The sequence below is a fragment of the Shewanella sp. VK101 genome, from assembly GCF_056497865.1.
The window spans coordinates 1,799,232-1,823,779 of sequence record NZ_CM151402.1 but is presented as its reverse complement, the minus strand read 5'-3'; the positions used below and the strand labels follow the sequence as shown (position 1 = coordinate 1,823,779).

The following is a 24,548-nucleotide window of genomic DNA, read 5'->3' as shown; positions in this document are numbered from 1 at the left end:
CCCGGATCCTTTAGTTGTTTGCAGGTAGACATAAGTTAACCAGCAACAATTTCACGCAAATAAAATCACATAACAAACATTTTATCAACATTTGAAACGTTAATATTGCATATAAAATTAACAACAAAAGAGAGAAGGTATTATTTCACTGAGCTTGAATATAACGGCTATCACAGCGGTATTAGGTATTTGGGGTAGTGTTATAACTTGTAACAGCCTGAAGTAAGGGGAGTTTATCGCGATGCCTTTTCCCACCAGAAAAGTAACACATGTGTTACATACCTCTTTCAGGAAAGGAGTGTGAACACTTGTGTTTTTCCAATAAAAAAGCGCCTTTTGGCGCTTTTTTGAACAGCTCAATCTGTAATCAGAGGGTATAGCGAATACCTATTGCAATGCCATCATCTTCAGACAATTCCATAGCAGCCTCTTCGGCGCCCTTGAAATCAGAGAAGTCTTTACGGCCTTCAACATACAATACGGTATTGGCATCCCATATATAGTGAACACCCATAACCACAAACTGACGCTTGAACACATCACCACCGTAAGCCTGCTCGTAAGCATCGCCGGCGTTCAGTAAGTTGTATGAGACAAAGGTACGAATATCATTGTCAAAGCGGTACGAAACCAGAGTTTCAACACCATAAGATTCAGGGATCAAACGCCCCAGATTATCTGTATCGTGGAACTCGTTCTTGTTGACGTTGGCAGCGGCATACAAACCTTGATTATCCCAACCACCCCAAGTAATACCTGCACCATAGATATAGTCAGACTCGGAGAAAGTACTGCCATCTGCGCGGATCGCTTCAAACTCACCATAGTTATAGCCAGCCATCAGGCTGAGATCTTTGCTGACCGCATAGGTCAAGGCAATGCCATAGGTGTTGTTGAATTCCACCTTGGTGGCGGTTCCGGCGGTCGCAGCTGTGCCGGTAACAGGCGCATGATCCCTTGGCGGGAACGGGTTGGTACCTGAACTTTCATCCATCAGGAAGTCATCGTGCTTCAACTGAGTCTGGATGGCAAAACTGAAATCGCCAAAGCTGTTGCGATACTGAACCGTCTTATCACCACGACCGGTACCATTGATGGCGCCATCATCCTTGTTATAGGTATAGACACCGGCAGCGTTACCATCCCACACAAAGCCATAGTTGGTGTTGTACACCACGTCATACCAGGCGCCCCACTGTTTACCTATGGTCAGGGTGCCGTACTTGTCGTGAGAAAGTCCCGCATAACCAAGACGATTGTAGAAGAAATCATCCTGGACTGATTCAAACTTGCTGCTATAGACAATATCGCTGTTACCGAATGGGTTGACACCCCATTCAAGCATCACAAACGCATTCCAGCCGTGGGTCAGCTCACGTTCAAAGCCAAAATTGATCCTGGAAGCACCATTGACGACTTCCGTTTCACCCTGAGTATTGATTACTCGGGCATCAACGAAACCGCCGATAGAGACTGCATTTTTTTGATCTTTGTAGATTTCAATAGCTTGAACCGATGGAACGGCCAAGAGTCCTGCCAGGACGGATGCGATGAGAGTCTTGTTCATTTGCTGTTAACCTTAAGTGTTTTCAGTCTGCCTACCCCATTCCGTTGTTTTATTTCCTTCCAAGGGTGGCGAAGATTAGCAAAAGGTCAGTAAAGCGGCAAAGACAAAAATCACATTTTTTATTAGTTTTACCTTAAAAAAAACCACAAGAACCGATAAAACCCAGCAATAAAACCATTTATTAACTTTATTAACCTTTTAAAACAAATTAAGCGTCAGATTAAACTCATTTGTCCCGTGCTGATTGATGTGAAATTTTCTTTCATTATGGAAAGTATTGGATCGGCTATCGGCTTGATCTGTCTTTCGATGTAGTAGTCATAATCAATGGCAGAACGCCTGAGGGAAACAGCTTCGGGGCCATTGATTGTTACCAGGTAATCAATCCGGGTGCCCAAACGGCCATAACGAGGGTCGCCGGTCTGCCCCAACAGTTGTCTGGCGGCCTTGACATGGGGTGATGCTTTGGCCTGATAGGCATCCAACTTACGCCTTAGCCGCTTGGAGAAAACAAGCTCGCTATCATAGTCGCCGCGTTTGAGCGCTTCTATTTCTGTGGCCAAAAAGCCCACTACATCCAAGCCATTGAACATACGCCGGTACAGCTCGTACTGCACTCGTCTGGCCAGAGGGCTCCAATCGCTGCGAACCTGCTCCATGCCTTTGAAGATGATATCCAACTGACCTTGGCTATTGCGGCTGGCACCGACATAGCGCTTTTTGGAGCCTTCTTCCGAATCTCTGAGGGTGGGCATCAGAAACTGTTCATAATGGCGCTCAAACTCGAGTTCCAGATGACTCTGCAACTGAAAATGCTCCGTCAAATGCTGTTGCCACTTGGCGGTTATCCTGGCAGCCAACTCCCTGCCGAAGGCTTGCGGATCTGTGATGTCATGCTGCTGTCCCAGCCAAACAAATGTCGAATCAGTGTCGCCATAGATGACACTCATGCCTTCATCCTCAATCCAACGTTTGGTCTGCTGCATGATTTCATGGCCGCGCATGGTAATTGAGCTTGCCAATCGGGCATCGTGGAACACACAGCCCCGAGAGCCCAGTACCCCATAAAGCGAATTCATGATGATCTTGATTGCCTGAGACAGGGGGGCATTGGCTTGGGCCTTGGCGCTTTCCCGCTCTTGGGCCAACTTGGCGATAAGCGTTGGCAAGATAGGTTGTTTGCGACTGAATCTGGCACCGAGAAAGCCGGGAACCGTCTCAACTTCGGGTTCACCCATGCCCTGCACCAGTCCCATGGGGTCGATTAAAAAAGTACGGATAATCGAAGGGTATAGACTCTTGAAGTCCAGCACCAGAATGTCCCGGTAAAGGCCCGGAATGGAGTCCATCACATAGCCGCCGGGACTCTCCAGACCATCACTGGCCGGTGCTGCCGGCGCCACAAATCCGGCCCGGTGCAAGTGTGGCAGGTAGAGATGATTGAACGCCGCCACCGAAGCCCCTACCCGGCCAAACTCCAACCCGGTCAGCTGCGCCCGGGCCAAAGCAAAATTCAATAGATCGGTTTTATCGAAAATATCCAGCACCAGACGACAATCGGTCAGATTGTAGTGGGCCAATGCCAATTTATCCTCTTGAAAGAGGTGGCTTATCTCCTGACCGCGATCTTCAACTTTATCTATCGCCTTGCCCTCACTCAAGAGTGCGCGGGAGACGAACTCGAGCGAATAGCGCTCAAACTGATAGAAGGCGGCCTTGAGCCAGTCTATACCGTCCAGCACCACTCTCCCGGGTAAGGAGAGGGTTTCCGGTCGATACTTGCCTTCCACCAACCAGGACATGGGCACGCCTCCGCGCCCAAGCCGTGCTTCAATACCATGATGGGCATATCGTCGGCTCAGCAGTGCCAGGTCAAAATTGACAACCGACCAACCTATGATGATGTCCGGATCCCAGAGACTGAACCAGTCAACCAAAGCCTGCAACAGGGCTGCTTCATCCCTGACCCAGTGGATATAGACAGGCCCGTCCTGGGCTTGGCCTATCATGTACACGCGCTGAAACAGCTCTCCATCGCGGTCACGACCGTAGAGTCCGGCGGAATAGAGTTCACCCTGCATGCTGCATTCAAGATCGAGGGAAATAACAGCCAGACCTATATTGTTCAGCGAGGCTTTCCTGGCGCGACTGGCAACAAACCGCTTCAGCGCACCGCTTTCTTCGCTGAAATAACCGTAAAACTCGGCATCGAGCGCAATAAAGCGCTCAATCAAGAAACGCTGCTGGGGTTTAAGATCGGCTTCATACAAAAGCATCCCCTGATCCTGGGCCTGCTTTTGCAGCAACCGCATCTGTTGCCGACTGCGACTGTAAAGCGCTGCAACCTTCTCTTTGGCGAAGTTTCTCAGCGCCAGCGGCTGGGCCCTCACCTGGCTTAAACCCTGGCATAAAACCGCCGCATCCTGCTCTTTGGCAAAGCAAACCTGTTCCTGCCCCGGCACCTCAACCAACACAGGCCCCTGCTCAGTGGCCAGATAGTACTGCAGGCATAACCCCTCGTCTCTCTGAGCCAGATGACGGGTAAGAATAAGGCCCTTAAGGGTTTGCGGCGTGTTTTGGGGCATGAGTCGGGACAATCGCGTTTTAGAGGTTTATTAGCATAAGAAATTACTGGTAATATATACAGGATAATTTTCCAGAACCGAGTCTCATGCTAGCAGCCCATGTAAAGACCCAGATCCGTGAGATCTACAAGGACATTGCCTCTGCACTGCCCAACTTCCGTTCCCGCCGGGAACAGAATTATATGGTGGCGGAGATCTCCAAGACACTTGCCGGTGAATACGACAAGCAGCGGCGCATCATGGTGATTGAAGCGGGAACAGGTATAGGTAAATCCCTGGCCTATATTCTGGGAACCATTCCCCTGGCGCTGGCCAACAAGAAAAAAGTCTGTATTGCCACCGCGACAGTGGCGCTGCAGGAACAGTTGCTGCATAAAGATCTGCCGTTTTTTCTGCAACACTCCAAACTCAACTTCCGTTTCGGTCTGGTCAAAGGGCGTCAGCGTTACGTGTGTCTGGCCAAGCTTGAGATGTTGGTCGGTGATGGCAACGGCAGCCAGATGGCCATGTGGCAGACCAAGCCGGATACCTCACAGGTTGAGCAGTTGCAGGCGCTGCTCAAAGACTATCAGGATGGCCGCTGGAATGGTGAGCTCGATACCCTCAAGACGCCGCTGCCGGACCACCTGTGGCAACAGATAGCCTGTGACAAACACAGCTGTCATCGCCAACTTGCCAGTCACAGCCACTGCCCCTTCCACAAGGCCCGCGAAGATATTGACACCTGGGATGTGCTTATTGCCAACCATAGTTTGTTACTGGCCGACCTTGAACTGGGTGGCGGTGTGATTCTGCCGGATCCGGAAGAAGTCTATTACGTTATCGACGAAGCCCATCACCTGCCGAATGTGGCCAGGGATTTCTCCAGCGCCCAGGCCACGCTCAGGGGCGCCTGTGATTGGCTTGAGAAAGTCAGCAAGACCACGGCCAAACTGCAAAACCAAATAAAGAGCAACAATATCATCGCCCCGGCGCAGGCGATGCTGGATCGCATCGAAGAATTAACCGGTCTGCTGAATCAGGTTGCCCACTACTGTGATACCCAACCCAAACTCTTTGCCAACCCGGAAAACCGCCTGCGGTTCGAACATGGCAAGCTGCCGGACGCCCTGTTGATTCAGGCGGAAAACCTGGCCACGGCCTCCAACGATGCCCTCAAGCAATTCAACAAGATGCAGGCTATCCTCAGCGAAAGCGTCAAGGATGGTGAATTGCCAAGGCATCAGGCGGAAGCCCTCTTGAGTGAAACCGGCTTTATGATGCAGCGCCTGGAAAACCTGCAAAAGCTCTGGAAAATGATGGCCAAGGAGGACAGTCCCAAAGGTGCCCCCACCGCCCGCTGGATTGAAGCCCTCAGCGGCAAGCAGCAGGACTACCTTTTCAGTGCATCGCCAATCGAAGTCGGCTATATGCTGGAACATATGTTGTGGGAAAAAGCCGCTGGCGTCGTGCTATGTAGCGCCACCCTCAGAGCGCTGAACCGCTTTGAGCATTTTGCCTATCAGGTTGGCCTGTCACTCAATGATGGCAGTCGCTACCTGGCGCTGCAATCTCCTTTCGATTTTGAAAACAACGCCACTCTCTACCTGCCGAAAATGCGCACCGAGCCAACCGAAGACGCCTACACAGAAGAACTCGCCAGCCAGATAAAGCAGTTGGTGGAGGGGGAAATGGCCACTCTGGTGCTGTTTGCCTCCTACTGGCAGATGGAAAAGGTGGCCGATCTACTGCGCAACAAGCTGGTATCCGAACCGCTGATCCAGGGCAGTGCCCCACGCCAGCACTTGCTCGAGCAGCATAAACAGAAATGTGACAAAGGCGAGCCCAGCATTATCTTTGGTACCGGCAGTTTTTCCGAGGGTCTCGACCTTCCCGGCGACTACCTGACCAACTTAATAGTGACCAAGCTGCCGTTTGCCGTGCCCACCTCGCCGGTAGAGCAGGCCCATGCAGAATATGTCAAAATGAAAGGCGGTAACCCGTTTTTACAATTGACTATTCCGGATGCGTCACGGAAACTCATCCAGAGTTGCGGCCGCCTGTTGCGAAAAGAGCAGGACTATGGCCGAATAACCATATTGGACAGGCGTTTGGTAACCAAAAGATACGGGTCGTCGCTGCTCGATGCCCTGCCGCCTTACCGCCGCGTTATCGAATGATGCGCTCAATCAGGATGTAAAGTGGATATTCTGCTCGAACCCAGCAGCTGGGCCATATTGGCCGCAGTCGGCCTGCTGGCCGGATTTATTGATGCCGTAGTCGGTGGCGGCGGCCTGCTGTCCATTCCCGCCTTGCTGACCGTGGGCATGCCGCCTCATCTGGCACTGGGGACCAATAAACTGGCGGCCTGCTTCGGCTCTTCCATGGCGGCATTTACCTACTACCGCAAGCAGTTGCTGACGCCAAAGTTCTGGCTGTTCGCCTTTATTGCCACCGCCGTAGGCGCCGTTATCGGCAGTATTGCCGTTTATCTCATCGATACCCGTTGGCTGGAAAAAATTCTGCCATTGCTTATTATCGCCATCGCGCTCTATTCGCTGTTTTCACCCGGAGCCATGGGCTGCAGCCAGTGTAAACCCGTCACCGAAACGCCGGCGAAATGTAAACAGATACTTCAGGGGCTGGGGCTTGGCGCCTATGACGGCTTTGCCGGCCCAGGCATTGGCGCCTTTTGGGCAGTCAGCTCGACCGCCCTTTACCGCCTGCCCTTCCTGCACAGCAGCGCCTTGGCCAGAGCGATGACTTTTGTCAGCAACATCACGGCATTGATGATTTTCCTGCTGCTAGGTAAGGTGCACCTTTTGGTAGGTGTGGTGATGGGCTTGTGTATGATGCTGGGTTCTTATATCGGCGCCCACTCGGCTATCCGCTTTGGAATGCCGTTTATCAGGCCACTCTTTATTGCTATTGTGGTGCTTATCGCCGCCAATCTAGCCTGGAGTGCCTGGTTTTGAACACCAACCAACTGGTACAACGCCTGCGGGAACAACTCAGGCAGTTGGAGCAGGAAGTGCTGCAACATGATGCCTCTTTGCCACCGGCGCAGCGCAAACTGCTGCAGGATACAGAACGCTTCAACAGCGAACTGTTTATTCAGCATGGTGCCCAACTCTATCCCTGCGTGGAACAGCTGCACAAGAGCATAGACCAGCTGGAAAAACAGTTACGCCATCAGTTGGCCCAACACACTATCGCCTTAAGCTGCGAACGTATTCAGGACAGGTTTGTCGCCCTGAAACGGGCCTTGGGAACCACAGGTCTCAACGCCAGGATCCAGAAGCTGCAGCAGGCCAGTAAACGGCAAAGCTACCAACAACGTCAGGGCCGCCGGCATCAGGAAAGTGGTTTTGGCTGGATAGCCGCAGGTGTTATGCAAAACAGCCATCAATTGTACGAAGAGCTGAACAAACATCTGAACTGGGCCAAAAAAATAGAACAAAAGATTGAACAATTGCAATCAAAGCTTGAAAACTGTCATAGTACTGACAAAATCCCCGTCCAGAATGACATCCTTTTGATGCATCGCCGCCTCGGTAAGTGCAGGCAGGCGATCAGCTATATTGAAGATCGCATTCAGGCATTTGAACGTCCGCATCAGAGTTACAATCGTTAAGGAGCAACAATGAAACTACGCTTGACCGCCTCGGCCCTACTGGCCCTGCTCAGCACTTCCTCGGTATTTGCGGCCAATCTGACCATCCCTATGTCTTTTGAGTATCTGGCACTGGATGGCAAGGAAATTGAAACCAGCAACTTCAACCACAAATCTGAGCTGGCACTGTCCGAAGGTGTCCACAAGATTGCCATTCGTTATCATGACATGATCGATGACGAGTTTTCCGACAGTCAGAGCTTCGTTAAGTCTTCTCCTTTCATTCTGACCCTGAAAGCCGAAGGCGACAACGAGTACATCCTCAAGCCTGCCGATGGTGACTACGTCAAGAAGCCCAAAGAGTTTGCCAAAACCCCTCAGGTCGTCATTACCCGCGCCGATAAGGGCCAGGTCAACTACCAGGTGGAACTGACTCAGCTGAAAGAAACCTCGTTCCTGTCACAACTGTTCAGCGGCAACAATGGCCCTGATGTTGAAACCGCTGCCGCAGCCGTAACCGCAGGCAACATGGCAGCCAGTCAACCGGTAGCACCTGTATCCAAACCATCACCCGTCAGCGCCATGACAATGCCAAGCAATGCTCCTCAAGCTGCCGGCCAAAATGGTGACAGTGCCGCCCACGCTCAGCAAATGCTGCAGTACTGGTGGTTACAGGCCGATGAAGCGACTCGCAAAGAGTTCATGAGCTGGGCCATCAAACAGCTCTGATAGATGATCCCTTTGGTATATCACGCCAGCTATTCCAGGCTGGCGTTACCATCCCGGCACAGATTTCCCATCAGCAAATATCAACGCCTGTTTGAGTACCTGTGCCAAACTCCATTTTCCGGGCAATTCAGCCTCTGTTCTCCAAAGCCTGCAAACCAAACTGCCCTAGCTTCTGTGCATTGCCCTCAATATGTTGCCGGGTTTATTCACAATCGACTGGATCCCAAGGCGATGCGCCGCATAGGTTTTCCCTGGAGCGAACATCTACTGACGCGGACACTGCACTCAGTCGCCGGTACCGAGCTTGCGGCGCGAAAAGCGTTCGAGCACGGCATAGCGCTGCATATCAGCGGCGGTTACCATCACGCTCACCAGGACTTTGGCAGCGGTTACTGTATTTTCAACGATCTGGTCTATAGTGCCAGACGCATGATAAACCAAGGACTGGCGGACAAGGTTCTGATTGTCGACTGCGATGTCCATCAAGGCGATGGTACAGCCACCATGACAGTCGGCGATGCGAATATCATCAGTTGCTCAATACACTGCCGGCAAAACTTCCCCGCCCGTAAAGCAGACTCTCACTATGATATCGAGCTTGAAAAAGGCGCTGGTGATGACGAGTACCTCTCAACGCTGGAGCAGATACTGCCTTTGCTGATCTTGACTCATAGACCGGATCTCATTCTTTATGACGCCGGAGTCGATGTGCATGCTGAAGATGAACTCGGCTTGCTGCAGCTCAGCCTTGAGGGCATATTCCGGCGGGATATGAGCGTATTGCGTCATGCCAGAGACGCTGCAATACCAATAGCCTGTGTCACGGGAGGCGGATACTGCAAAGACCCTCTACAATTAACACTCAGACACAGTCAGTTATTTCATGCCGCTGCTATGCTATATCGCTAAAGGCTACAAACCAAATGCTATAAACCAAGCGTAATGCAGCAAAACTTTGGGGAGCGTCACCTATGCAGTTAGAGATCCGCAACTACTACGAAGTGATGTTAATGGAAATCCTCGCCGAAGAGGGATTAATGGACGAGCTGCCGGTCGACTATGTGGCCGATCTGGCTTGTATCACGCTCAATCAACTACCAGTGCGCTACATTCACCATTTGGTAGACACCTATTTCTACGGTGACTATCAAGAGCAAGCTAGAATGCGCAACGAAATCTACCAGGCATTAGAGAAATCACGGGCGTTTTTGAAATCCAAACTGCCCCCGAAACTGGAAACCGATCAGCAAGCGCAGGGGTAGCACAGGCCCAGTTATCAAGAAACACGGACAACTCTGGGTTTGAGCCTTACCAGCTGAAATAAAGTCGCCGCTCTGCGACTATTCTTTTATTTCTTGGCTGCCTTGTTTTGGCCGTTAACGAGTTGATAGCCAAGCCATCTCAGTCCATGTAGCCAGCTGTTTATACCAAACAAAGTGTTAATGGTAGCCATTGGCGCTTCTTCGCTATAGAGGGGCCGCGCTTCTGGCGCATCAAATATCTTGTCAGGAGTAACAGAGATAGGGGTGAAAATCGGCTTTAGCTAGACTCAAAGTGGACCACCTTGTGGACCCCTTAGGTACTTTCAGCACTAACCATTTGAAAAGGTTTGGAATTGGAGGTTCCCCCAGAGCCACACCCCGGCACATGAGTCACTTGCTACGGTTGCTCCCTTCCGGGCCTGGCCGGGTTCACAAGTTATCATTGCGGGGGGACCCTGGGGTCACCACAGATTTGCAGCCTTGCTGCAACGCCGGGGATTATCCATCATGGCCCCGCCGGGATCAAGGGAAATTACTAAGGTTTGCCCTCTGTGGCATTCAAGTGAACATAAGATAAACAAAAACTTGTGTTTATCTCTGCCCTTCAAAGTACCAATAGATGTTTATTCTGCTCGACCAGTTTGGCGCCGATACCCGTGACTTGGGTCAACTCATCAATGGATTTGAATTTGCCTTGGCTGCTGCGATATTCAACAATCGCTTTGGCCTTGGCCTCACCTATCCCTTTCAGTAACTGCAGCTCAGATTCCGAAGCGGTATTAATGTTGATTTTATGAACCTGCGCTCGGCCGGCTTGCGGCGTTTGTGGGGTTTTGTCTTTAGTGGGCTCTCCGGCGTATAGGGGAGAACTCAGGGTGGCTGCAAGTAGCAAAGCATAGAATGGTGTTTTCATATAAGACTCCTGTCATTTGTTAAGGCCGGTATCCCTTTCCTTGGCCTTAAAGAAATGTAGACCAGCGCACGAATATTGCCAAATTATTGCAACTAGACATTAGTACAATAAGTTAATGTGACCAATGTCACCGTTTTAAACTTTCATTCTCTTTCAACAAAGTAAAGGCTGTGCTCCTTAGTTAACCGTTTGAAACAAAAAAACGCTCAAAGGCGATCAATTTATGGTGATGCAACTCTCATATTTGCCGCTTTCGTGATAGATTCCTCATGCAAATGTAGTGGGCATGGTAGTTAACTTACCCAAGAAAGCCCTTTGCCAAATGTGAGCTATGCCCTAAATTGCTTGCCATAAAAACAAGACGAGGAAGTTGAGAATGTCTTTAGAACAAACGGAAAGCTTACCCCCTTCGCAGACAGAGAAGAGCACCCAACAACGTAACATGTTGATCTTGGCTGCAGATATCCTGCTGCTTTTTCTATTGCACAGCTTTTTACCTTTTGAACCCGGGGTAAATACCGGTCTGTCTATCTTGGTATTTGCCGCTGTGCTCTGGCTTACTGAAGCCATTCATCTGAGTATCACGGCGATACTCATTCCGGTTCTGGCGGTATTTTTCGGTGTGTTTGAAACCAAAGCTGCCATGAGCAACTTTGCCAATCCAATTATCTATTTGTTTTTTGGTGGCTTTGTATTGGCTGCTGCCCTGCACCATCAAAAAATCGATACCCTTATCGCCCAAAAGGTGCTGCTGGCTTCCAAAGGTAAACTCAGCATCGCCTGTATGATGTTGTTTGGGGTAACCGCATTGCTGTCTATGTGGATCAGCAACACGGCCACAGCGGCCATGATGTTGCCTCTGGCACTGGGGATCTTGCAGCAACTGGATAAAGAGAGCCAGCACAACACCTATGTCTTTATGCTGCTGGGTATCGCTTACTCGGCCAACATTGGTGGCATAGGCACTCTGGTAGGTAGTCCGCCAAACGCCATCGCCGCTGCCCAGGCCGGCTTGAGCTTCAGCGACTGGCTGGAGTTTGGCCTCTTGACCGTGGCTTTGATGTTGCCAACCATGCTTATCGCCCTTTATCTGTATTTCAAACCGGACTTGTCGGTGGAATGTAAACTGGATATCGAAGATCAAAAACTGAGTTTCCAGGGAAAACTGACTCTGCTTATTTTCCTGGCCACAGTTTGCTGCTGGATCTTCAGTCAGCCTCTATCGGCTGCCCTTGGCGGTATCAGCCAGTTTGACACCATAGTCGCTCTTTCTGCAGTGGTTTTGCTGGCAGGGCTTGGCTTGGTTGGTTGGAAGAAAATAGAAAAAACCACCGACTGGGGTGTGCTGATACTGTTCGGCGGCGGTCTGACCCTGAGTGCCGTACTGAAAGCCACTGGTACCAGCGTCTTTCTGGCCCACTGGATGACAGACATCTTCGGCAGTACCCATATGTCGCTGTTCGTGTTTGCGGTCATTTTCTTTGTGGTAATGCTGACCGAGTTTGCCAGTAACACCGCCAGTGCCGCCTTGCTGGTACCTGTGTTTGCCGCTATCGCCGAAGCATTGGGGCTATCGCCCGTAATGTTGTCGGTGCTCATAGGTATTTCGGCATCCTGCGCCTTTATGTTGCCGGTGGCCACGCCACCCAACGCCATAGTCTACGGCTCAGGCTACATAAAGCAGTCTGAAATGATGCGTGCCGGTATTATCATCAACTTCATCAGTATGTTGGTGCTCTATATCATAGCCCACACCTTCTGGGGCATTTGATTCTCGCAAGCCCGAAAAACAAGGCGAGCCATGCTCGCCTTGTCTCTTTTAACTGATCACTGTCAGTGCCTGCTCCAGATCGGCTATCAGGTCATCCACATCTTCAAGCCCGGCCGATATTCGCAGCAGGCTGTCGCCTATGCCGGCTTTAAGACGCGCCTCTTGGGTATAGGGTGAATGGGTCATGGACGCCGGGTGCTGAATAAGCGACTCACAATCCCCCAGACTCACGGCAATTTTGAACAATCCCAGTCGATTGACAAAGGCCATGGACTGCTCCAAATCGGCCTTCAGCTCAAACGCCAACACCCCACCGGCCCTGCGCATCTGCGAGCCGATAAACTGATGGCCCGCATGGGAAACCAACCCGGGATAATGTACCTTGGCCACGGCTTGATGGGATTTGAGATACTGCGCCAGGCGCTCGGCGTTATCGCAATGACGTTCGAGTCGTACCGAGAGGGTTTTCAGGCCTCGCAAAATCAACCAGGCATCGAAAGGTGATAGCACGGCACCAATATCTTTTAGCTGTTGTTGCTTGATGGCCGTTATCGCCGCTTGTGAGCCACAGATGATACCGGCAATAACATCGCCATGACCATTGAGATACTTGGTGGCGCTGTGAACCACAAGATCGATTCCCAACTGCAGTGGCTGCTGCAGCAGCGGTGTCATAAAGGTGTTGTCCACTATGCTGGTCAGTTGATGGCGCTTGGCGATAGCGGCTATGGCGCGGAGATCATACACGGTCAGATGCGGGTTCACCGGCGTTTCGCAGAAAATCACCCGGGTGTTGGGGCGAACAGCCGCCTCGACGGCCGCGAGATCGGCAAAATCCACCAGAGAAACCTCAATACCGAAGCGGGCAAACTGCTCTGTCATCAATGAAAAAGTACAGCCATAGACGGCCGAGGAAGCCAGCAGATGATCGCCACAGCTCAAGTATGCCAGCAAGGCCGCCGATACCGCGCCCATGCCGGACGCGGCAGCAGCAGCGGCTTCAGCGCCTTCAAGCAGCGCCAGACGCCGCTCAAGCTCGGCAACCGTCGGGTTACCCAAGCGGGTATAGATATAGCCCTCTTCTTCACCGGCAAAGCGGCGACCACCGCTTTGGGCTGTATCAAAACAGAAGGTGGCACTCTGATATAAAGGCGACACCAATGCCCCGGAAGGCTCGCCCGTGTGGCCACCATGAATAGCCAGTGTGGCTGAATGCAGTGCTTTTGGCTGCTTGTGTTGCATGCTTAACTCCCCATGTCAGTCCGACCATCCCTTGTATTGTTATTCGGCTTCTCGCCCGGGATGATTCAGTTGTCCTGGCACCAACATACTGAGTCAGCAAGACTTGCCCAAATCGGCAAGCAAAAATCATTACTCCTTGGTTGTAAAATCTTTGTTACGTTCGGTTTTTCTGGCCAGCACTGAGGCGGAAAAATCCTTCAGCTCCAACAGGAGTTCTTTGTGGATCCGCGACAGTTTGGGCTTGCTGGCACTGGAAAATGCCAGCGGCCGACAAAGCGCCATCGCCTGATAGCCAAGTCTCGCCGTCAACAAACCGCCACCCAGCCCCTGACCAAGCCGCGCCGAAAGCTTGCCGGACATCTCTACCGACAGCAATTGGGTACCCAAGTCGGTGGCAAGCTCTGTGGTGCCGGCATAGAGAATATTGACCAGGATCCCGCGGATCAGCCGAATACGGCTCCAATAACCCAGCTCTACCCCATAACAGCGAGCGATATCCTGGATCATCTTCTGATTACGCCAGAGGATCAGCGCCATATCCAGGACCGCCAGCGGGCTGGCCGCCAGCAATAGGGCCGATTCGGCCGCATAACGGCGCACCAGCTTCATACCAACCTTGTCGCGCTCGGTCAGCACTACCTGATCAAACAGCTGCAACTGCTCGGCATCATTCTGCTCCGGATTCAGCAGCGTCTGCAGCCTGTCCTGCTCTGGCCCCTTGGGCATCTGCTTGCAAATACCATAGATAAAATCGCGCGCTTCGCCCATCTGCATACTGCCGAGCAGGCGTTGCCCGGTTTGCTGGGTATCTTCCACCTGGCGCAGGCGTTTGAGTTTGCGCCATTCCCCGAAACAAAGCTTGCCTACCCAGGCCAGCACCAAAGCGAGCACCAGGCTGTAAAAACCAAACAGCCAAGGGCTGTCGCGCCAGGCATCGACAAGACCGAGCAGTGTCTGCACTACGACCGCCGCCATCACGCCCAACAGAGCCAAGCGCGCCAACCAGGACCAGCGTTTGGGCTTGAGGGAGATGAGTTCATCTGCCTTGGGCTCTGCACTCAGCACTTGCTCCAGTTCGGCTTCTGTGGGGTATTCAACAAATCCATCACCTTGGAAATCCTTGGCCGCGGCCAATTCGGTGGCGGATTCCGGCTGATGACTGAAAATTCTCTGCGGCGCCAACTCTGTGGTTTGCGCTTCATCAGCGTGACTGCCGTTGCCGGCAGCATTATCAACATGCTTTTCTGAACTGTGTTTTGCCACGACTTACCTCAACTTGTCGCCCAAAAGAAACTCCAGCAGGTGATCGAGCCGGATATGTTCATAGCCTAGTTCCGGTTGGCTGTCTGGCGGCGCAAACTCACAGAAATGAAATCCCTGCCTTTGCCAGAACGCTTGCTCAGGCAAGGCTCTGGGCACCTCGCCCGGATACAGGGTCACCTTCTGGCCATCGCTCATGCGTCGGCCACAGACCACTTCCACCTCCACGCCATCGGCATCTTTGACCATACCGTGACGGGTCGCCTTGATGGCGCTGATGGCCATGGTTTCCACCCGACTGCCGGCAAATCCGGCCTGTTGCCGACTGGGCGCCAACATGGCGCTGAGCAGTGACAACACATTGCCCTGCTGATCCCGGGTCACCTGATCGACTTTACTGGCAGCAAACAGCAGAGTATCTATTCGAGGAGCAAACAAACGTCGCAGCAAATTGGACTGGCCATACTGGAAGCTGGCGCTGATGGCATTGAGCGCTTCGGCCATATCTTCAAACTGCGCCTTGCCACGATTAAGGGCGCTGAAGCAGTCCACCAGAATTAACTGACGGTCGAAACCGGCAAAATACTCCTGATAGAAGGGCTTGACCACTTTGGCCAGATATTGCTGATATCTGTGCCTGAGCACCTGATAATTGCTGCGACGTCCGGCAGATGCCAGTTGCTGCTTATCTTGGAGTTGCTCGGGTAACAGGGGAAAAAAAGCCAAAATTGGCGTACCGGCCAGCTCTCCGGGGAGCAACATTCGCCCCGGCTGGGCTTGATAAAATCCCTGTTGTTGCACCAGATCCAGCAGCAGTAACCGATAACTTTCGGCCATGGCGGCCAGCGCCTGCTCGTCGGCATCGGCGTACAAATCCAGCGTCGCCAGCGCCGCAGCAAACTTAGGGTAGAGAGTCGAGGCTTCCAGGGTTGATTGCCGGGCAAAGCGGGTTTCGGACCAGCGGTTAAAGTCCTGGCTCAACATGGGTAAGTCCAGCAGCCACTCCCCGGGGTAATCGACTATGTCGAGATGCAGTTTGGCGCTGTCGGCCAGTTTTGCCAGCATCCCTTTGGTAGGCACATATTTGAGCGTCAGCCGCAGCTCACTGATACTGCGGGTCGATGCCGGCCAACTGGGCTTGGCTGCGGTCAAGCTGGCAATCGCAGCATCAAAGTCAAAACTGGCTATGGTCAAATCAGGCTGCAGCTCCCGCCTGACACCGAGTAAACGTCCGTCACGGCACACCTGAAATAGGGGTAAGCCACTGCCATCAGCCTCAGTGCCGGCGCGCAGCAGTCGATCCACCAGCGCGGTAATGAAGGCCGTCTTGCCTGCACCGGAAAGGCCGGTAACCGCCAACCTAAGATGCCTGTCTGTGGTGCGTTGTGCCAACTCGCGGGTTTTGTGTTTGAGTTTGCCGAACTTTTGCCTGACGCTTGCCATAATTCTCCTGATACAAACAAACGGGGCGGTAAGCACCGCCCCTTGAACAAGGATTTATAGGTTATTGATCTGTCTTTTCAACTCGAACTGCTCAGAGGTGACATGTTGTTCGAGTGCCCTGAGCCTATGCTCCAGCGATTGAAAGCGATTGCTTACATCTCTGAGCGCCTGTTTGGCGGGCTCCCCGGCTTGCCAGACCTTTTTCTTGACCCCAATGTCCTTATGGGTGTCTTTGGCGGTCCAAGGTTTGACATCCAGTATCATCCACAGCAGCAGATAGATGATAACCACTATGCCTGAGCCACCGAGCAAGAAGATGGAAGCAGCCACCACCCGAACCAACCAAGGTTCCAGATTAAAGTACTCGGCTACCCCGGCACAGACCCCGGCTATCTTCCTTTGCTGGGGAATGCGGTAAAGAGTACGCTTGCCTGATTCAGTCATGACGTTGCCTCCATTCCGGGGACTCGGCATCCAGGATGGCTTCCAGCGTTTCAATCCTTTGGCCCATCTTGTCAGCTGTGTCTATCAAGTCGTTAAGCTGTTTGAACTCTGCCTCGGTAAGCCCCTGGCTCACCTGACGTTTACTGCGGTAATGCAGAATCAACCAGATTGGCGCCACAAAGATCATGAAGATAATCAGGGGTGCCAGCAGTAAGTCCATATCCATAAATCACCTCTGAGTCTGTATTATTTTTTGGTTTTGGCGCTATCGCCTTTCACCTTGGCCTTCAAGGCTTCCAGCTCGGCGCTGACAGAGTCTTCGGCCTTGAGTGCCGCAAATTCCTCTTCCAGACTGGACTTTTTGCCACCCAGATCATAGGACTCAACTTCAGCTTCCAGCCCTTCGATGCGACGCTCATACTGTTCAAACTTGAGCATGGCGTTGTCAATTTTGCTGGAATCCAGCTGCTTTTTCACTTCCAGGCGTGAAGAAGCGGTTTGCTTGCGCATTATGATAGTCTTCTGGCGTGCCTTGGCATCGGCCAGCTTTTCCTGCAGTTGACCCACTTCCTCTTTCAGGCGGGCAATATGCTCTTCAACTACCTCGAGCTCTTGCTCCAGAGTCTGCGCCAGGGTAGCGGCTTTTTGCTTTTCAACCAGCGCGGCCTTGGCCAGATCTTCCCTGTCTTTGGTCAGTGCCAGTTCGGCCTTTTCCTGCCAATCCTGCACCTGAAGCTGCACTTTGCCAATACGGCGGAGCAACTCTTTCTTCTCTGCCAATACTTTAGCCGAAGTAGAACGCACTTCAACCAGGGTATCTTCCATTTCCTGAATGATCAGGCGCACCATTTTTTCCGGATCTTCCGCCTTGTCCAGCAAGGCACTGATGTTGGCATTAATGATGTCGGCAAAACGTGTGAAAATTCCCATAATCCTGTCCTCTACATTTATTGTGGGTCTCGGTTCTTGTAATACAGATCCCGTGCCAACTTTAAAATACCACTTAAAATCAATATGTTAATATAAATTTTAACTTTCTCTTTATTTATTTAACCTACCCGCATATTATGATTTTCACCAATTATTAGCGTTAAAGACTAACTGTTATCGTGGCCAATCCCTATCAGCAAGACAATCTTATCGGTCAATCCAATGCCCTGTTGGAGGTGTTGGAGCACGTTTCCCAAATCGCACCACTGTCCAAACCTGTGCTTATCATAGGTGAACGGGGGACGGGTAAAGAGCTGATCGCCGAACGTCTGCACTATCTTTCCCAACGCTGGGATCAGAGTTTTATCAAGCTCAATTGTTCCTCTCTGAGTGAAAATCTACTGGAAAGTGAGCTGTTTGGCCATGAGTCCGGCGCATTTACCGGCGCCAAGGGGCGTCATGAAGGCCGCTTCGAGCGCGCCGACGGCGGCACCCTGTTTCTTGATGAGCTGGCCAATACGTCCGGCCTCATTCAGGAGAAGCTGCTGCGGGTCATTGAATATGGTGAATATGAAAGGGTGGGCGGCAGCAAGACCCTCAATGCCGATGTACGCCTAATCTGCGCCGCCAATGAAGACTTACCCAGTCTGGCAGAAGCCGGCGAGTTTCGAGCCGATCTGCTCGACCGTTTGGCGTTCGATGTGATCACCCTGCCGCCGCTGCGCTGCCGCCGGGAAGATATTTTGCCATTGGCCGAATACTTTGCCGTGGGGATGGCGCGTCAGCTCAAGCTGGAGCTGTTTACCGGTTTTGCCGCCGAAGCCGTGGCGACCATGATGGATCACAGCTGGCCGGGTAATATTCGGGAGCTAAAAAACGCCATAGAGCGCAGCGTCTATCGCCATGGCCATAACCCCGAACCGATTGAAAACATAGTGCTCGACCCCTTTGCCTCGCCCTACCGGCCCACCAAGCGGGTCAAGACCCATAGTCGCCAGCTGGCGACCGCTGAAGTTGGCAATGAAGTTCTTGTCGGCAGTGCCGCCGCACCGACAAACGATAGCCCGGAACCTTCGGCAAACCAGATACAGTTCCCGGTGGACTTCAAACAGTGCTGTGAGGACTTCGAGACCGACCTTATTCAACGTGCGCTCAGTGCCAGCCAGTTCAATCAAAAGAAAACCGCAGAGCTACTGGGACTTAGCTACCATCAGCTCAGAGGCATACTGAAAAAATACAATTTGCTCGATAAGGCATAAGCCGATTGCCCAGGTAACGGCTGCACTGCTAAAATGTTCGGTCAACATCTGAATAACTAACGATTTTGCAATGAATCTGCTGACGTTACGCCCCGGGCGAGACTCTGATGCAATGGCGCGAGTTTCCAGGAGCAAGCTCTACGGAGATCTTGTGGCAGGGCGTTTATTCCGCTCATGCCGGCGCCTGAAGCTGACCGGGAGCATACTGACCGGCCTGGCTCTGACAATGCTGCTTGGCGGCTGTGGTCAACAGAAAGTGCCCTCCGGCCTGGTATACTGCTCCGAGGGCAATCCCGAGTCGTTCAACCCGCAGCTGGTGACCTCGGGAACCACAATCGATGCCACCTCGCACCAAATTTACAGCCGCTTGGTGGATTATGATCCCGAGAGCGGTGATATCATTCCGGCACTGGCAACCGAGTGGCAGATAAGCGAAGACGGCCTCAGTTATGAGTTTGAGCTGCGCCAGGGTACCCAGTTTCACGATCTGCCCTACTTTCACCCCAGTCGGCATTTCAATGCAGATGATGTGCTGTTCAGTTTCAATCGCATCATAGACAAGCAGCACCCTTTCCATGAGGTAGCTCAGGGCGGTTACCCCTTCTTCCAAAGCATAGGTTTTGCCGGGCTGATAAAATCCATCAGCAAACAGGGCGAATATCGAGTAAGATTTGAACTCACCCAGCCCGATGCCTCATTCCTTTCCAACCTGGCCACCGACTTTGCGGTGATCCTCTCCAAAGAGTATGCCGATCAGGTTCTTGCCCAAGGCAGCCCGCAGCAGTTGGATAACCAGCCGATAGGAACAGGCCCCTTTATGCTGGTGCAATACGTTAAGAATGAATATATCCGCTACCGGCGCCACCCAGGTTACTGGGGCAATATGCCGCAGTCTGAAATGCTGGTGTTCGATATCACGCCGCGAAGCACTACCCGCCTGGCCAAGCTGATCACCGGCGATTGCAGCGTCTCGGCCTTGCCCAAGGCCGGTGAGTTGCCGGTTGTTGAGCAGCACGACAACCTGGTTTTGGAAAGCCGCCCCGGGATGAACGTGGCCTATTGGGCCTTCAATACCCAAAAGCCGCCATTCAATGATGTCAGGGTCAGACGGGCGCTGGCCTACGCCATCGACAAGCAAAACCTGCTAAGGGCCGTTTATCAGGACACAGCCGTCGAGGCAACCGGTATTCTGCCACCCTCCTCCTGGGCCTATTCCGATTCGGCCAAGAGTTATGAATATGCCCCTGACAAAGCCAGAGCGCTGCTGGATGAAGCCGGCATAGATAAACTGGAGCTGGATATCTGGGCTATGCCTGTGGCACGAATATACAACCCCAATGCGCTGAAGACCGCCGAGCTGATCCAGGCCGATTTGGCGACCATAGGTGTCAAGGTCAATATCGTCAACTACGATTGGAGTGTGTTCACCCAAAAACTGGCACGCAGTGATTATGACTCGGTACTCATCGGCTGGAACGCCGACAACAGCGATCCGGATAACTTCTTTACCCCCTTACTCAGTTGTGGCTCCATCGCCTCCAACAACAATCGTTCTCGCTGGTGTAACCCCAGGTTTGACGCCCTGCTCAACCAGGCCAGAAGCGTGACCGACAGAGAAAGCCGAAGTTTGCTGTACCACCAGGCCGAGGCGATTCTGGCACAGGATATGCCGTTGGTGAGCCTGGCTCATGCCAAACGTATGGCACTGAAGAATGCCAGCGTGACCGAAACCAGCCTCACGCCTTTTGGCGGCATCGCCTTTGCCAATATAGGCCACGGCAACAAACCGGCTGTTGAGAAAAAAACACCGCCCGCCAAGGAGCAAAACTGATGGCCGCTTATCTGCTGCGCAGGCTTAACCTCTTTGTCGCCACCTCACTCATCCTTATCTGTGTACTCTTCTACGCCACCAGTTTGTTTCCGGTGGACCGCATCTATGCCCTGACCGGGATCCAGGCACCGAGTGATGCCCAGGAGGCACAAATCATCGCCGACTATCATCTCGATGGCGGCTCCTTTTCTCAGTTTATTGGCTACTTGGGGCAGAGGCTCAGTGGCGATCTCGGCATTTCTGTGACCTCTCAAAGACCGGTGGCAGAAGAGCTGTTGGCGGTACTGCCGGCGTCTTTCGAACTGGCGACTGTATCCGGTTTGTTTGCCATCATCTTCGGGGTGCCGCTGGGGGTGTTGGCCTCGCTGAGTAAACAGAAACTGACCCAAAACGCCATCATGGCGGTAACACTGACAGGTTACTCGATTCCGGTATTCTGGCTCGGGCTGTCCCTGTCACTCTGGTTCGGGGTCAGACTGGGTTGGCTGCCAATTTCCGGGCAGATAAACCTGCTCTATGAGATCAAACCTGTGACCGGTTTTATGCTGATAGATACCCTGCTGTCCGACTCGCAATACCGCTTATCCGCCTTTAAGGATGCCGCCTTGCACATTATCCTGCCGGCGCTGACCTTATCTGTGTTGCCCTTTACCGTGGTGGTACGTATTACCCGCTCGGCGATGATGAATGTGATGAACCAGACCTATATCCGTGCCGCCGAGGCCAGAGGCCTGCCCACGGGTAAAATCGTGTTGCGCCACGCCCTGCCCAATGCCTTGATCCCCCTGCTCAAGCACCTGGGACTTATGCTGGGGCCATTTGCCAGCTATGCCATAGTGGTGGAAGTGATCTTCAGCTGGCCCGGGGTCGGCTCCTGGCTGGTATCAGGTATCTACCAACGGGATTACACTGTGATCCAGGGCGGCACACTGGCGGTAGCGCTGCTGATTATCTTTCTGAGTATTCTGATTGAAGTGCTGCACACAGCCACCAATCCGCTCAGCAGGAAGGAACTCTATGCCTCAAATTAAGATTTATCAGGAAGACGATATTCCATCCCCCAGCCTCAAGCTCTGGCGTACCTTTGCCGCCAATCCTTTTGCGCTTGCCGGGCTCTGGGGCGTGCTCTGCCTGCTGATCCTGACAATGTTCGGGCCCATGATTGCCCCTTACCCGGCCGATTTTCAAGATCCCAACGCCCTGTTACTGCCACCATCCTGGGACGATCTCGGCACGGTTGAGCACTTTCTCGGTACAGACGATCTCGGCCGGGATATCTTTTCCCGCTTGCTGCACGGCACCAGTTACACCTTCGGCATGGCGCTGGCGATTGTCGCCACCGCGCTCCTGGTCGGATTTATCATAGGTTCATTCTCGGGGATGATGCGCGGCCTCAAGTCCAGTATCCTAGGGCACCTGCTCGATGCCTTGCTGTCGATTCCATCACTCTTGATGGCTATTCTGGTGGTGGCGGTAATGGGCCCCGGGCTGATGAACGTATTCTGGGCCGTGGGTATCGCGCTCACGCCTCAGTTTGTTCGCGCCATACATCAAGCCGTGCATGAAGAGTTGCAAAAAGAATATGTCACCGCCGCCAAGTTGGATGGCGCCAATGGTCTGCAGATATTCTGGTTTGTGATTATGCCCAATGTCTGGGAGACTGTAATTATTCAAACAACGCTGGCAATATCGGCGGCCATTTTGGATATCGCCGCGCTGGGTTTCCTCAATCTCGGTGCCCAGGCGCCCAAATCCGAATGGGGTGCCATGGTATTCCAGGGCCTGGATAACCTGCTGACCGCTCCCTGGACAGTGACCATTCCGGGAGCCGCTATCCTGCTGAGTGTGTTGGCCGTCAACCTGGTCGGCGATGGACTGAGATCGGCGCTTGCGCCCATCAGAAACTGATTATGCCGTTACTCGATATTCGTAATCTCACCATAGAACTGGACACGCCCCATGGGCGGGTCAAGGCGCTGGAAAAAGTCAGCCTGACAGTCAATGCCGGTGAAATCCATGGTCTGGTCGGTGAATCCGGCTCGGGCCGCTCTCTCATGGCGCGGGCCATTCTCGGGATCCCCGGCCCCAACTGGACTGTCACCGCCGATCGCATGATGTGGGATGGCCGCAACCTGATGGAAATGAATCAGGCAGAGCGGCGCAGCCTTATGGGCTCTGATATGTCGATGATATTTCAGGATCCCTCCGGCAGCTTTGACCCGGCGCTTACTGTGGGCAGCCAATTGATTGAAGCCATGCCGCTGAATAAGCAGGCACCTTTCTGGCGCCGCGGTAAAGAGCGGCGTCTTACAGCACAAAAATGGTTGCACAAGGTGGGGGTCAAAGAGCCGCGGCGGGTGCTGGCAAGCTATGCCTGGGAACTCTCCGAAGGCGAATGCCAGAAAGTGATGATCGCCATGGCGCTCGCCAATCGTCCCAAGTTGCTGATCGCCGATGAACCCACGGCTTCGATGGAACCCAGTACCCAGGCGCAGATATTTCGTCTGTTGACTCAGCTCAATCAGTTGCAGAACGTCGCCATCTTGCTGATCAGCCACGAGCTGGACACACTGTCGAATTGGTGTAACCGTCTGACTGTGCTCTACAGCGGTCAGGTGATGGAATCCGGCCCTACCGCAGAGCTACTTGAGCAGCCTTATCATCCCTATACCAAGGCGATGCTGGATAATATGCCGGACTACTCAGGCCCTGCAGCCCACAAAACGCTGATGCCGACCCTGCCTGGCTCAGTGCCGGCGCTGCAACATCTGCCGATAGGTTGTCGCCTGGGGCCTCGCTGCCCGGAAGCCCGCAAACAATGCGTGGTACAACCGCAACTGAGCCATCATAAAGACAGATATTACGCCTGCCATTTCCCTTATCAGAGTGAGCCTATTGATGACGACTCCCTTGCTTAAAGTCACGGACCTGAGCAAACGCTACTTCAGCGGCTACAAGGGCTTTCGCCGCCAATATACTGAGGCTTTGGCGCCCATTTCGTTCGAACTCAACAGTGGCGAAACCTTGGCCATTGCCGGTGAAGCCGGCTCCGGCAAGAGTACTCTGGCCCGTATTTTGGTCGGTGCCGAGTATCGCAGCGGCGGGCAAATTCTGTTCAATGGTGAGCCGCTCGACAGCCATGATCTGAAACAGCGCTGCAGACTTATCCGGATGATATTCCAGGATCCCAATACCTCACTCAACCCCAGGCTGACCATAGGGGAACTGCTCAATGAGCCGCTGAGGTTCAATACCCGGCTCTCGGCCCATGCCCGCAGTGAGCAAGTGGTTGAGACTTTGCGCAAAGTCGGCTTGCTGCCGGAACACGTGGAGTTTTATCCCCACATGATTTCCGAAGGACAGAAACAGCGGGTGGCGGTGGCCCGGGCCTTGATGCTCAACCCGAGGATCATTATCGCCGATGAAGCTCTGACGGCGCTGGATCTCTCGGTGCGGGCCCAGATCCTCAACCTGCTGCTCAAGCTGCAAAAAGAGATGGGGCTTTCCTATATTTTTGTGTCCCACAATCTCAATGTTATCCGCCATGTAAGCGACAAGATCATGGTGTTGCACAAGGGGGTGATGGTGGAAAAAGCCGCCACCGAGACCCTGTTCAATGATCCGCAACACGAATACACCCAAAGATTATTACAGGAGCAGGCACAACTGGCCCGCAAGCGTTGATAAGGGTTCAAACTGCTCCAACCACTGCCCCGTCGG

Annotated in this window: 22 protein-coding genes and 1 other RNA gene; 13 read left to right on the top strand and 10 right to left on the bottom strand. The window is 52.8% G+C overall.

The genetic code is table 11. The annotated features are described in order from the left end of the window. Positions 1 to 367: 367 nt before the first annotated feature. Both ACSHSR_RS08230 and ACSHSR_RS08225 read right to left on the bottom strand, forming a co-directional pair. Positions 368 to 1,567, bottom strand: coding sequence for a porin (locus ACSHSR_RS08230; RefSeq protein WP_335918205.1), 1,200 nt, complete (start codon positions 1,565 to 1,567; stop codon positions 368 to 370). A gap of 215 nt (positions 1,568 to 1,782) precedes the next feature. Further along, positions 1,783 to 4,152: a DNA polymerase II gene (locus tag ACSHSR_RS08225; protein ID WP_479631402.1), complete on the bottom strand. Its 2,370-nt coding sequence runs from the start codon at positions 4,150 to 4,152 to the stop codon at positions 1,783 to 1,785. Positions 4,153 to 4,238: 86 nt separating this feature from the next. On the opposite strand from ACSHSR_RS08225, the gene dinG reads away from it, so the two are divergent. The 6 genes from dinG to ACSHSR_RS08195 all read left to right on the top strand — a co-directional run bounded on the left by dinG (position 4,239) and on the right by ACSHSR_RS08195 (position 9,735). Then, positions 4,239 to 6,311 (top strand): ATP-dependent DNA helicase DinG, encoded by a 2,073-nt coding sequence (gene dinG / locus ACSHSR_RS08220; protein ID WP_044734744.1) that lies wholly within the window; start codon positions 4,239 to 4,241, stop codon positions 6,309 to 6,311. Between the two features lie 21 nt (positions 6,312 to 6,332). Further along, a complete protein-coding gene (locus ACSHSR_RS08215; protein ID WP_144133734.1) occupies positions 6,333 to 7,106 on the top strand; it encodes a TSUP family transporter in 774 nt (257 codons plus the stop codon). After that, entirely contained in the window at positions 7,103 to 7,765 is a 663-nt protein-coding gene (locus ACSHSR_RS08210) for a primosomal replication protein (protein WP_025011232.1), read from the top strand. Before ACSHSR_RS08215 ends, ACSHSR_RS08210 begins: the two co-directional genes overlap by 4 nt. Before the next feature lie 9 nt (positions 7,766 to 7,774). Next, positions 7,775 to 8,473: a DUF2057 domain-containing protein gene (locus ACSHSR_RS08205; protein WP_025011231.1), complete on the top strand. Its 699-nt coding sequence runs from the start codon at positions 7,775 to 7,777 to the stop codon at positions 8,471 to 8,473. Positions 8,474 to 8,476: 3 nt separating this feature from the next. Further along, on the top strand, positions 8,477 to 9,382 hold the full coding sequence (locus ACSHSR_RS08200) for a histone deacetylase family protein (RefSeq protein ID WP_025011230.1): 906 nt from the start codon (positions 8,477 to 8,479) through the stop codon (positions 9,380 to 9,382). Positions 9,383 to 9,444: 62 nt separating this feature from the next. Continuing rightward, the gene (locus tag ACSHSR_RS08195; protein ID WP_028780439.1) at positions 9,445 to 9,735 is read left to right on the top strand and encodes a late competence development ComFB family protein; all 291 of its coding nucleotides are present in this window, start codon (positions 9,445 to 9,447) and stop codon (positions 9,733 to 9,735) included. Between the two features lie 362 nt (positions 9,736 to 10,097). Here the strand turns inward: ACSHSR_RS08195 and ffs are convergent. Together ffs and ACSHSR_RS08185 are read right to left on the bottom strand one after the other, a co-directional pair. Continuing rightward, positions 10,098 to 10,194, bottom strand: an RNA gene (gene ffs, locus ACSHSR_RS08190) — signal recognition particle sRNA small type. A gap of 145 nt (positions 10,195 to 10,339) precedes the next feature. Then, positions 10,340 to 10,648: a ComEA family DNA-binding protein gene (locus ACSHSR_RS08185; RefSeq protein WP_025011228.1), complete on the bottom strand. Its 309-nt coding sequence runs from the start codon at positions 10,646 to 10,648 to the stop codon at positions 10,340 to 10,342. Positions 10,649 to 11,024: 376 nt separating this feature from the next. Here ACSHSR_RS08185 and ACSHSR_RS08180 point away from each other — a divergent pair, with 376 nt between their 5' ends. Then, complete coding sequence (locus tag ACSHSR_RS08180; protein ID WP_025887150.1) at positions 11,025 to 12,419, top strand: DASS family sodium-coupled anion symporter; 1,395 nt, start codon at positions 11,025 to 11,027, stop codon at positions 12,417 to 12,419. Positions 12,420 to 12,467: 48 nt separating this feature from the next. On the opposite strand, the gene ACSHSR_RS08175 is transcribed toward ACSHSR_RS08180, so the two are convergent. From ACSHSR_RS08175 to pspA, 6 genes are all read right to left on the bottom strand, one after another. Then, positions 12,468 to 13,661 (bottom strand): trans-sulfuration enzyme family protein, encoded by a 1,194-nt coding sequence (locus ACSHSR_RS08175; protein WP_479631401.1) that lies wholly within the window; start codon positions 13,659 to 13,661, stop codon positions 12,468 to 12,470. A gap of 129 nt (positions 13,662 to 13,790) precedes the next feature. Continuing rightward, on the bottom strand, positions 13,791 to 14,924 hold the full coding sequence (locus tag ACSHSR_RS08170; RefSeq protein WP_479631400.1) for a TIGR01620 family protein: 1,134 nt from the start codon (positions 14,922 to 14,924) through the stop codon (positions 13,791 to 13,793). A 3-nt stretch (positions 14,925 to 14,927) separates the two neighbouring features. Next, on the bottom strand, positions 14,928 to 16,364 hold the full coding sequence (locus ACSHSR_RS08165; RefSeq protein WP_025011225.1) for a YcjX family GTP-binding protein: 1,437 nt from the start codon (positions 16,362 to 16,364) through the stop codon (positions 14,928 to 14,930). 54 nt (positions 16,365 to 16,418) lie between these two features. Further along, complete coding sequence (gene pspC, locus ACSHSR_RS08160) at positions 16,419 to 16,808, bottom strand: envelope stress response membrane protein PspC (RefSeq protein WP_025887147.1); 390 nt, start codon at positions 16,806 to 16,808, stop codon at positions 16,419 to 16,421. Next, positions 16,801 to 17,034, bottom strand: a complete 234-nt coding sequence (gene pspB, locus ACSHSR_RS08155; RefSeq protein ID WP_025011223.1) for an envelope stress response membrane protein PspB — start codon at positions 17,032 to 17,034, stop codon at positions 16,801 to 16,803. The genes pspC and pspB overlap by 8 nt, the downstream gene beginning before the upstream one ends. Positions 17,035 to 17,054: 20 nt before the next feature. Then, positions 17,055 to 17,738 carry a phage shock protein PspA gene (gene pspA / locus ACSHSR_RS08150; protein ID WP_025887146.1) on the bottom strand — a complete coding sequence of 228 codons (684 nt, stop codon included), beginning with the start codon at positions 17,736 to 17,738 and terminating at the stop codon, positions 17,055 to 17,057. A 179-nt stretch (positions 17,739 to 17,917) separates the two neighbouring features. On the opposite strand from pspA, the gene pspF reads away from it, so the two are divergent. The 6 genes from pspF (at position 17,918) to ACSHSR_RS08120 (ending at position 24,512) form a co-directional block, all read left to right on the top strand. Continuing rightward, positions 17,918 to 18,997 carry a phage shock protein operon transcriptional activator gene (gene pspF / locus ACSHSR_RS08145; protein ID WP_479631399.1) on the top strand — a complete coding sequence of 360 codons (1,080 nt, stop codon included), beginning with the start codon at positions 17,918 to 17,920 and terminating at the stop codon, positions 18,995 to 18,997. Positions 18,998 to 19,223: 226 nt separating this feature from the next. Further along, a complete protein-coding gene (locus ACSHSR_RS08140) occupies positions 19,224 to 20,828 on the top strand; it encodes an ABC transporter substrate-binding protein (RefSeq protein ID WP_412496997.1) in 1,605 nt (534 codons plus the stop codon). Next, a complete protein-coding gene (locus ACSHSR_RS08135) occupies positions 20,828 to 21,859 on the top strand; it encodes an ABC transporter permease (protein ID WP_025011221.1) in 1,032 nt (343 codons plus the stop codon). Before ACSHSR_RS08140 ends, ACSHSR_RS08135 begins: the two co-directional genes overlap by 1 nt. Then, the gene (locus tag ACSHSR_RS08130; RefSeq protein ID WP_028780445.1) at positions 21,846 to 22,736 is read left to right on the top strand and encodes an ABC transporter permease subunit; all 891 of its coding nucleotides are present in this window, start codon (positions 21,846 to 21,848) and stop codon (positions 22,734 to 22,736) included. Before ACSHSR_RS08135 ends, ACSHSR_RS08130 begins: the two co-directional genes overlap by 14 nt. 2 nt (positions 22,737 to 22,738) lie before the next feature. Continuing rightward, complete coding sequence (locus ACSHSR_RS08125) at positions 22,739 to 23,746, top strand: peptide ABC transporter ATP-binding protein (protein WP_129979313.1); 1,008 nt, start codon at positions 22,739 to 22,741, stop codon at positions 23,744 to 23,746. After that, positions 23,727 to 24,512 carry a peptide ABC transporter ATP-binding protein gene (locus tag ACSHSR_RS08120; RefSeq protein ID WP_025011219.1) on the top strand — a complete coding sequence of 262 codons (786 nt, stop codon included), beginning with the start codon at positions 23,727 to 23,729 and terminating at the stop codon, positions 24,510 to 24,512. Before ACSHSR_RS08125 ends, ACSHSR_RS08120 begins: the two co-directional genes overlap by 20 nt. Positions 24,513 to 24,548: the final 36 nt, after the last annotated feature.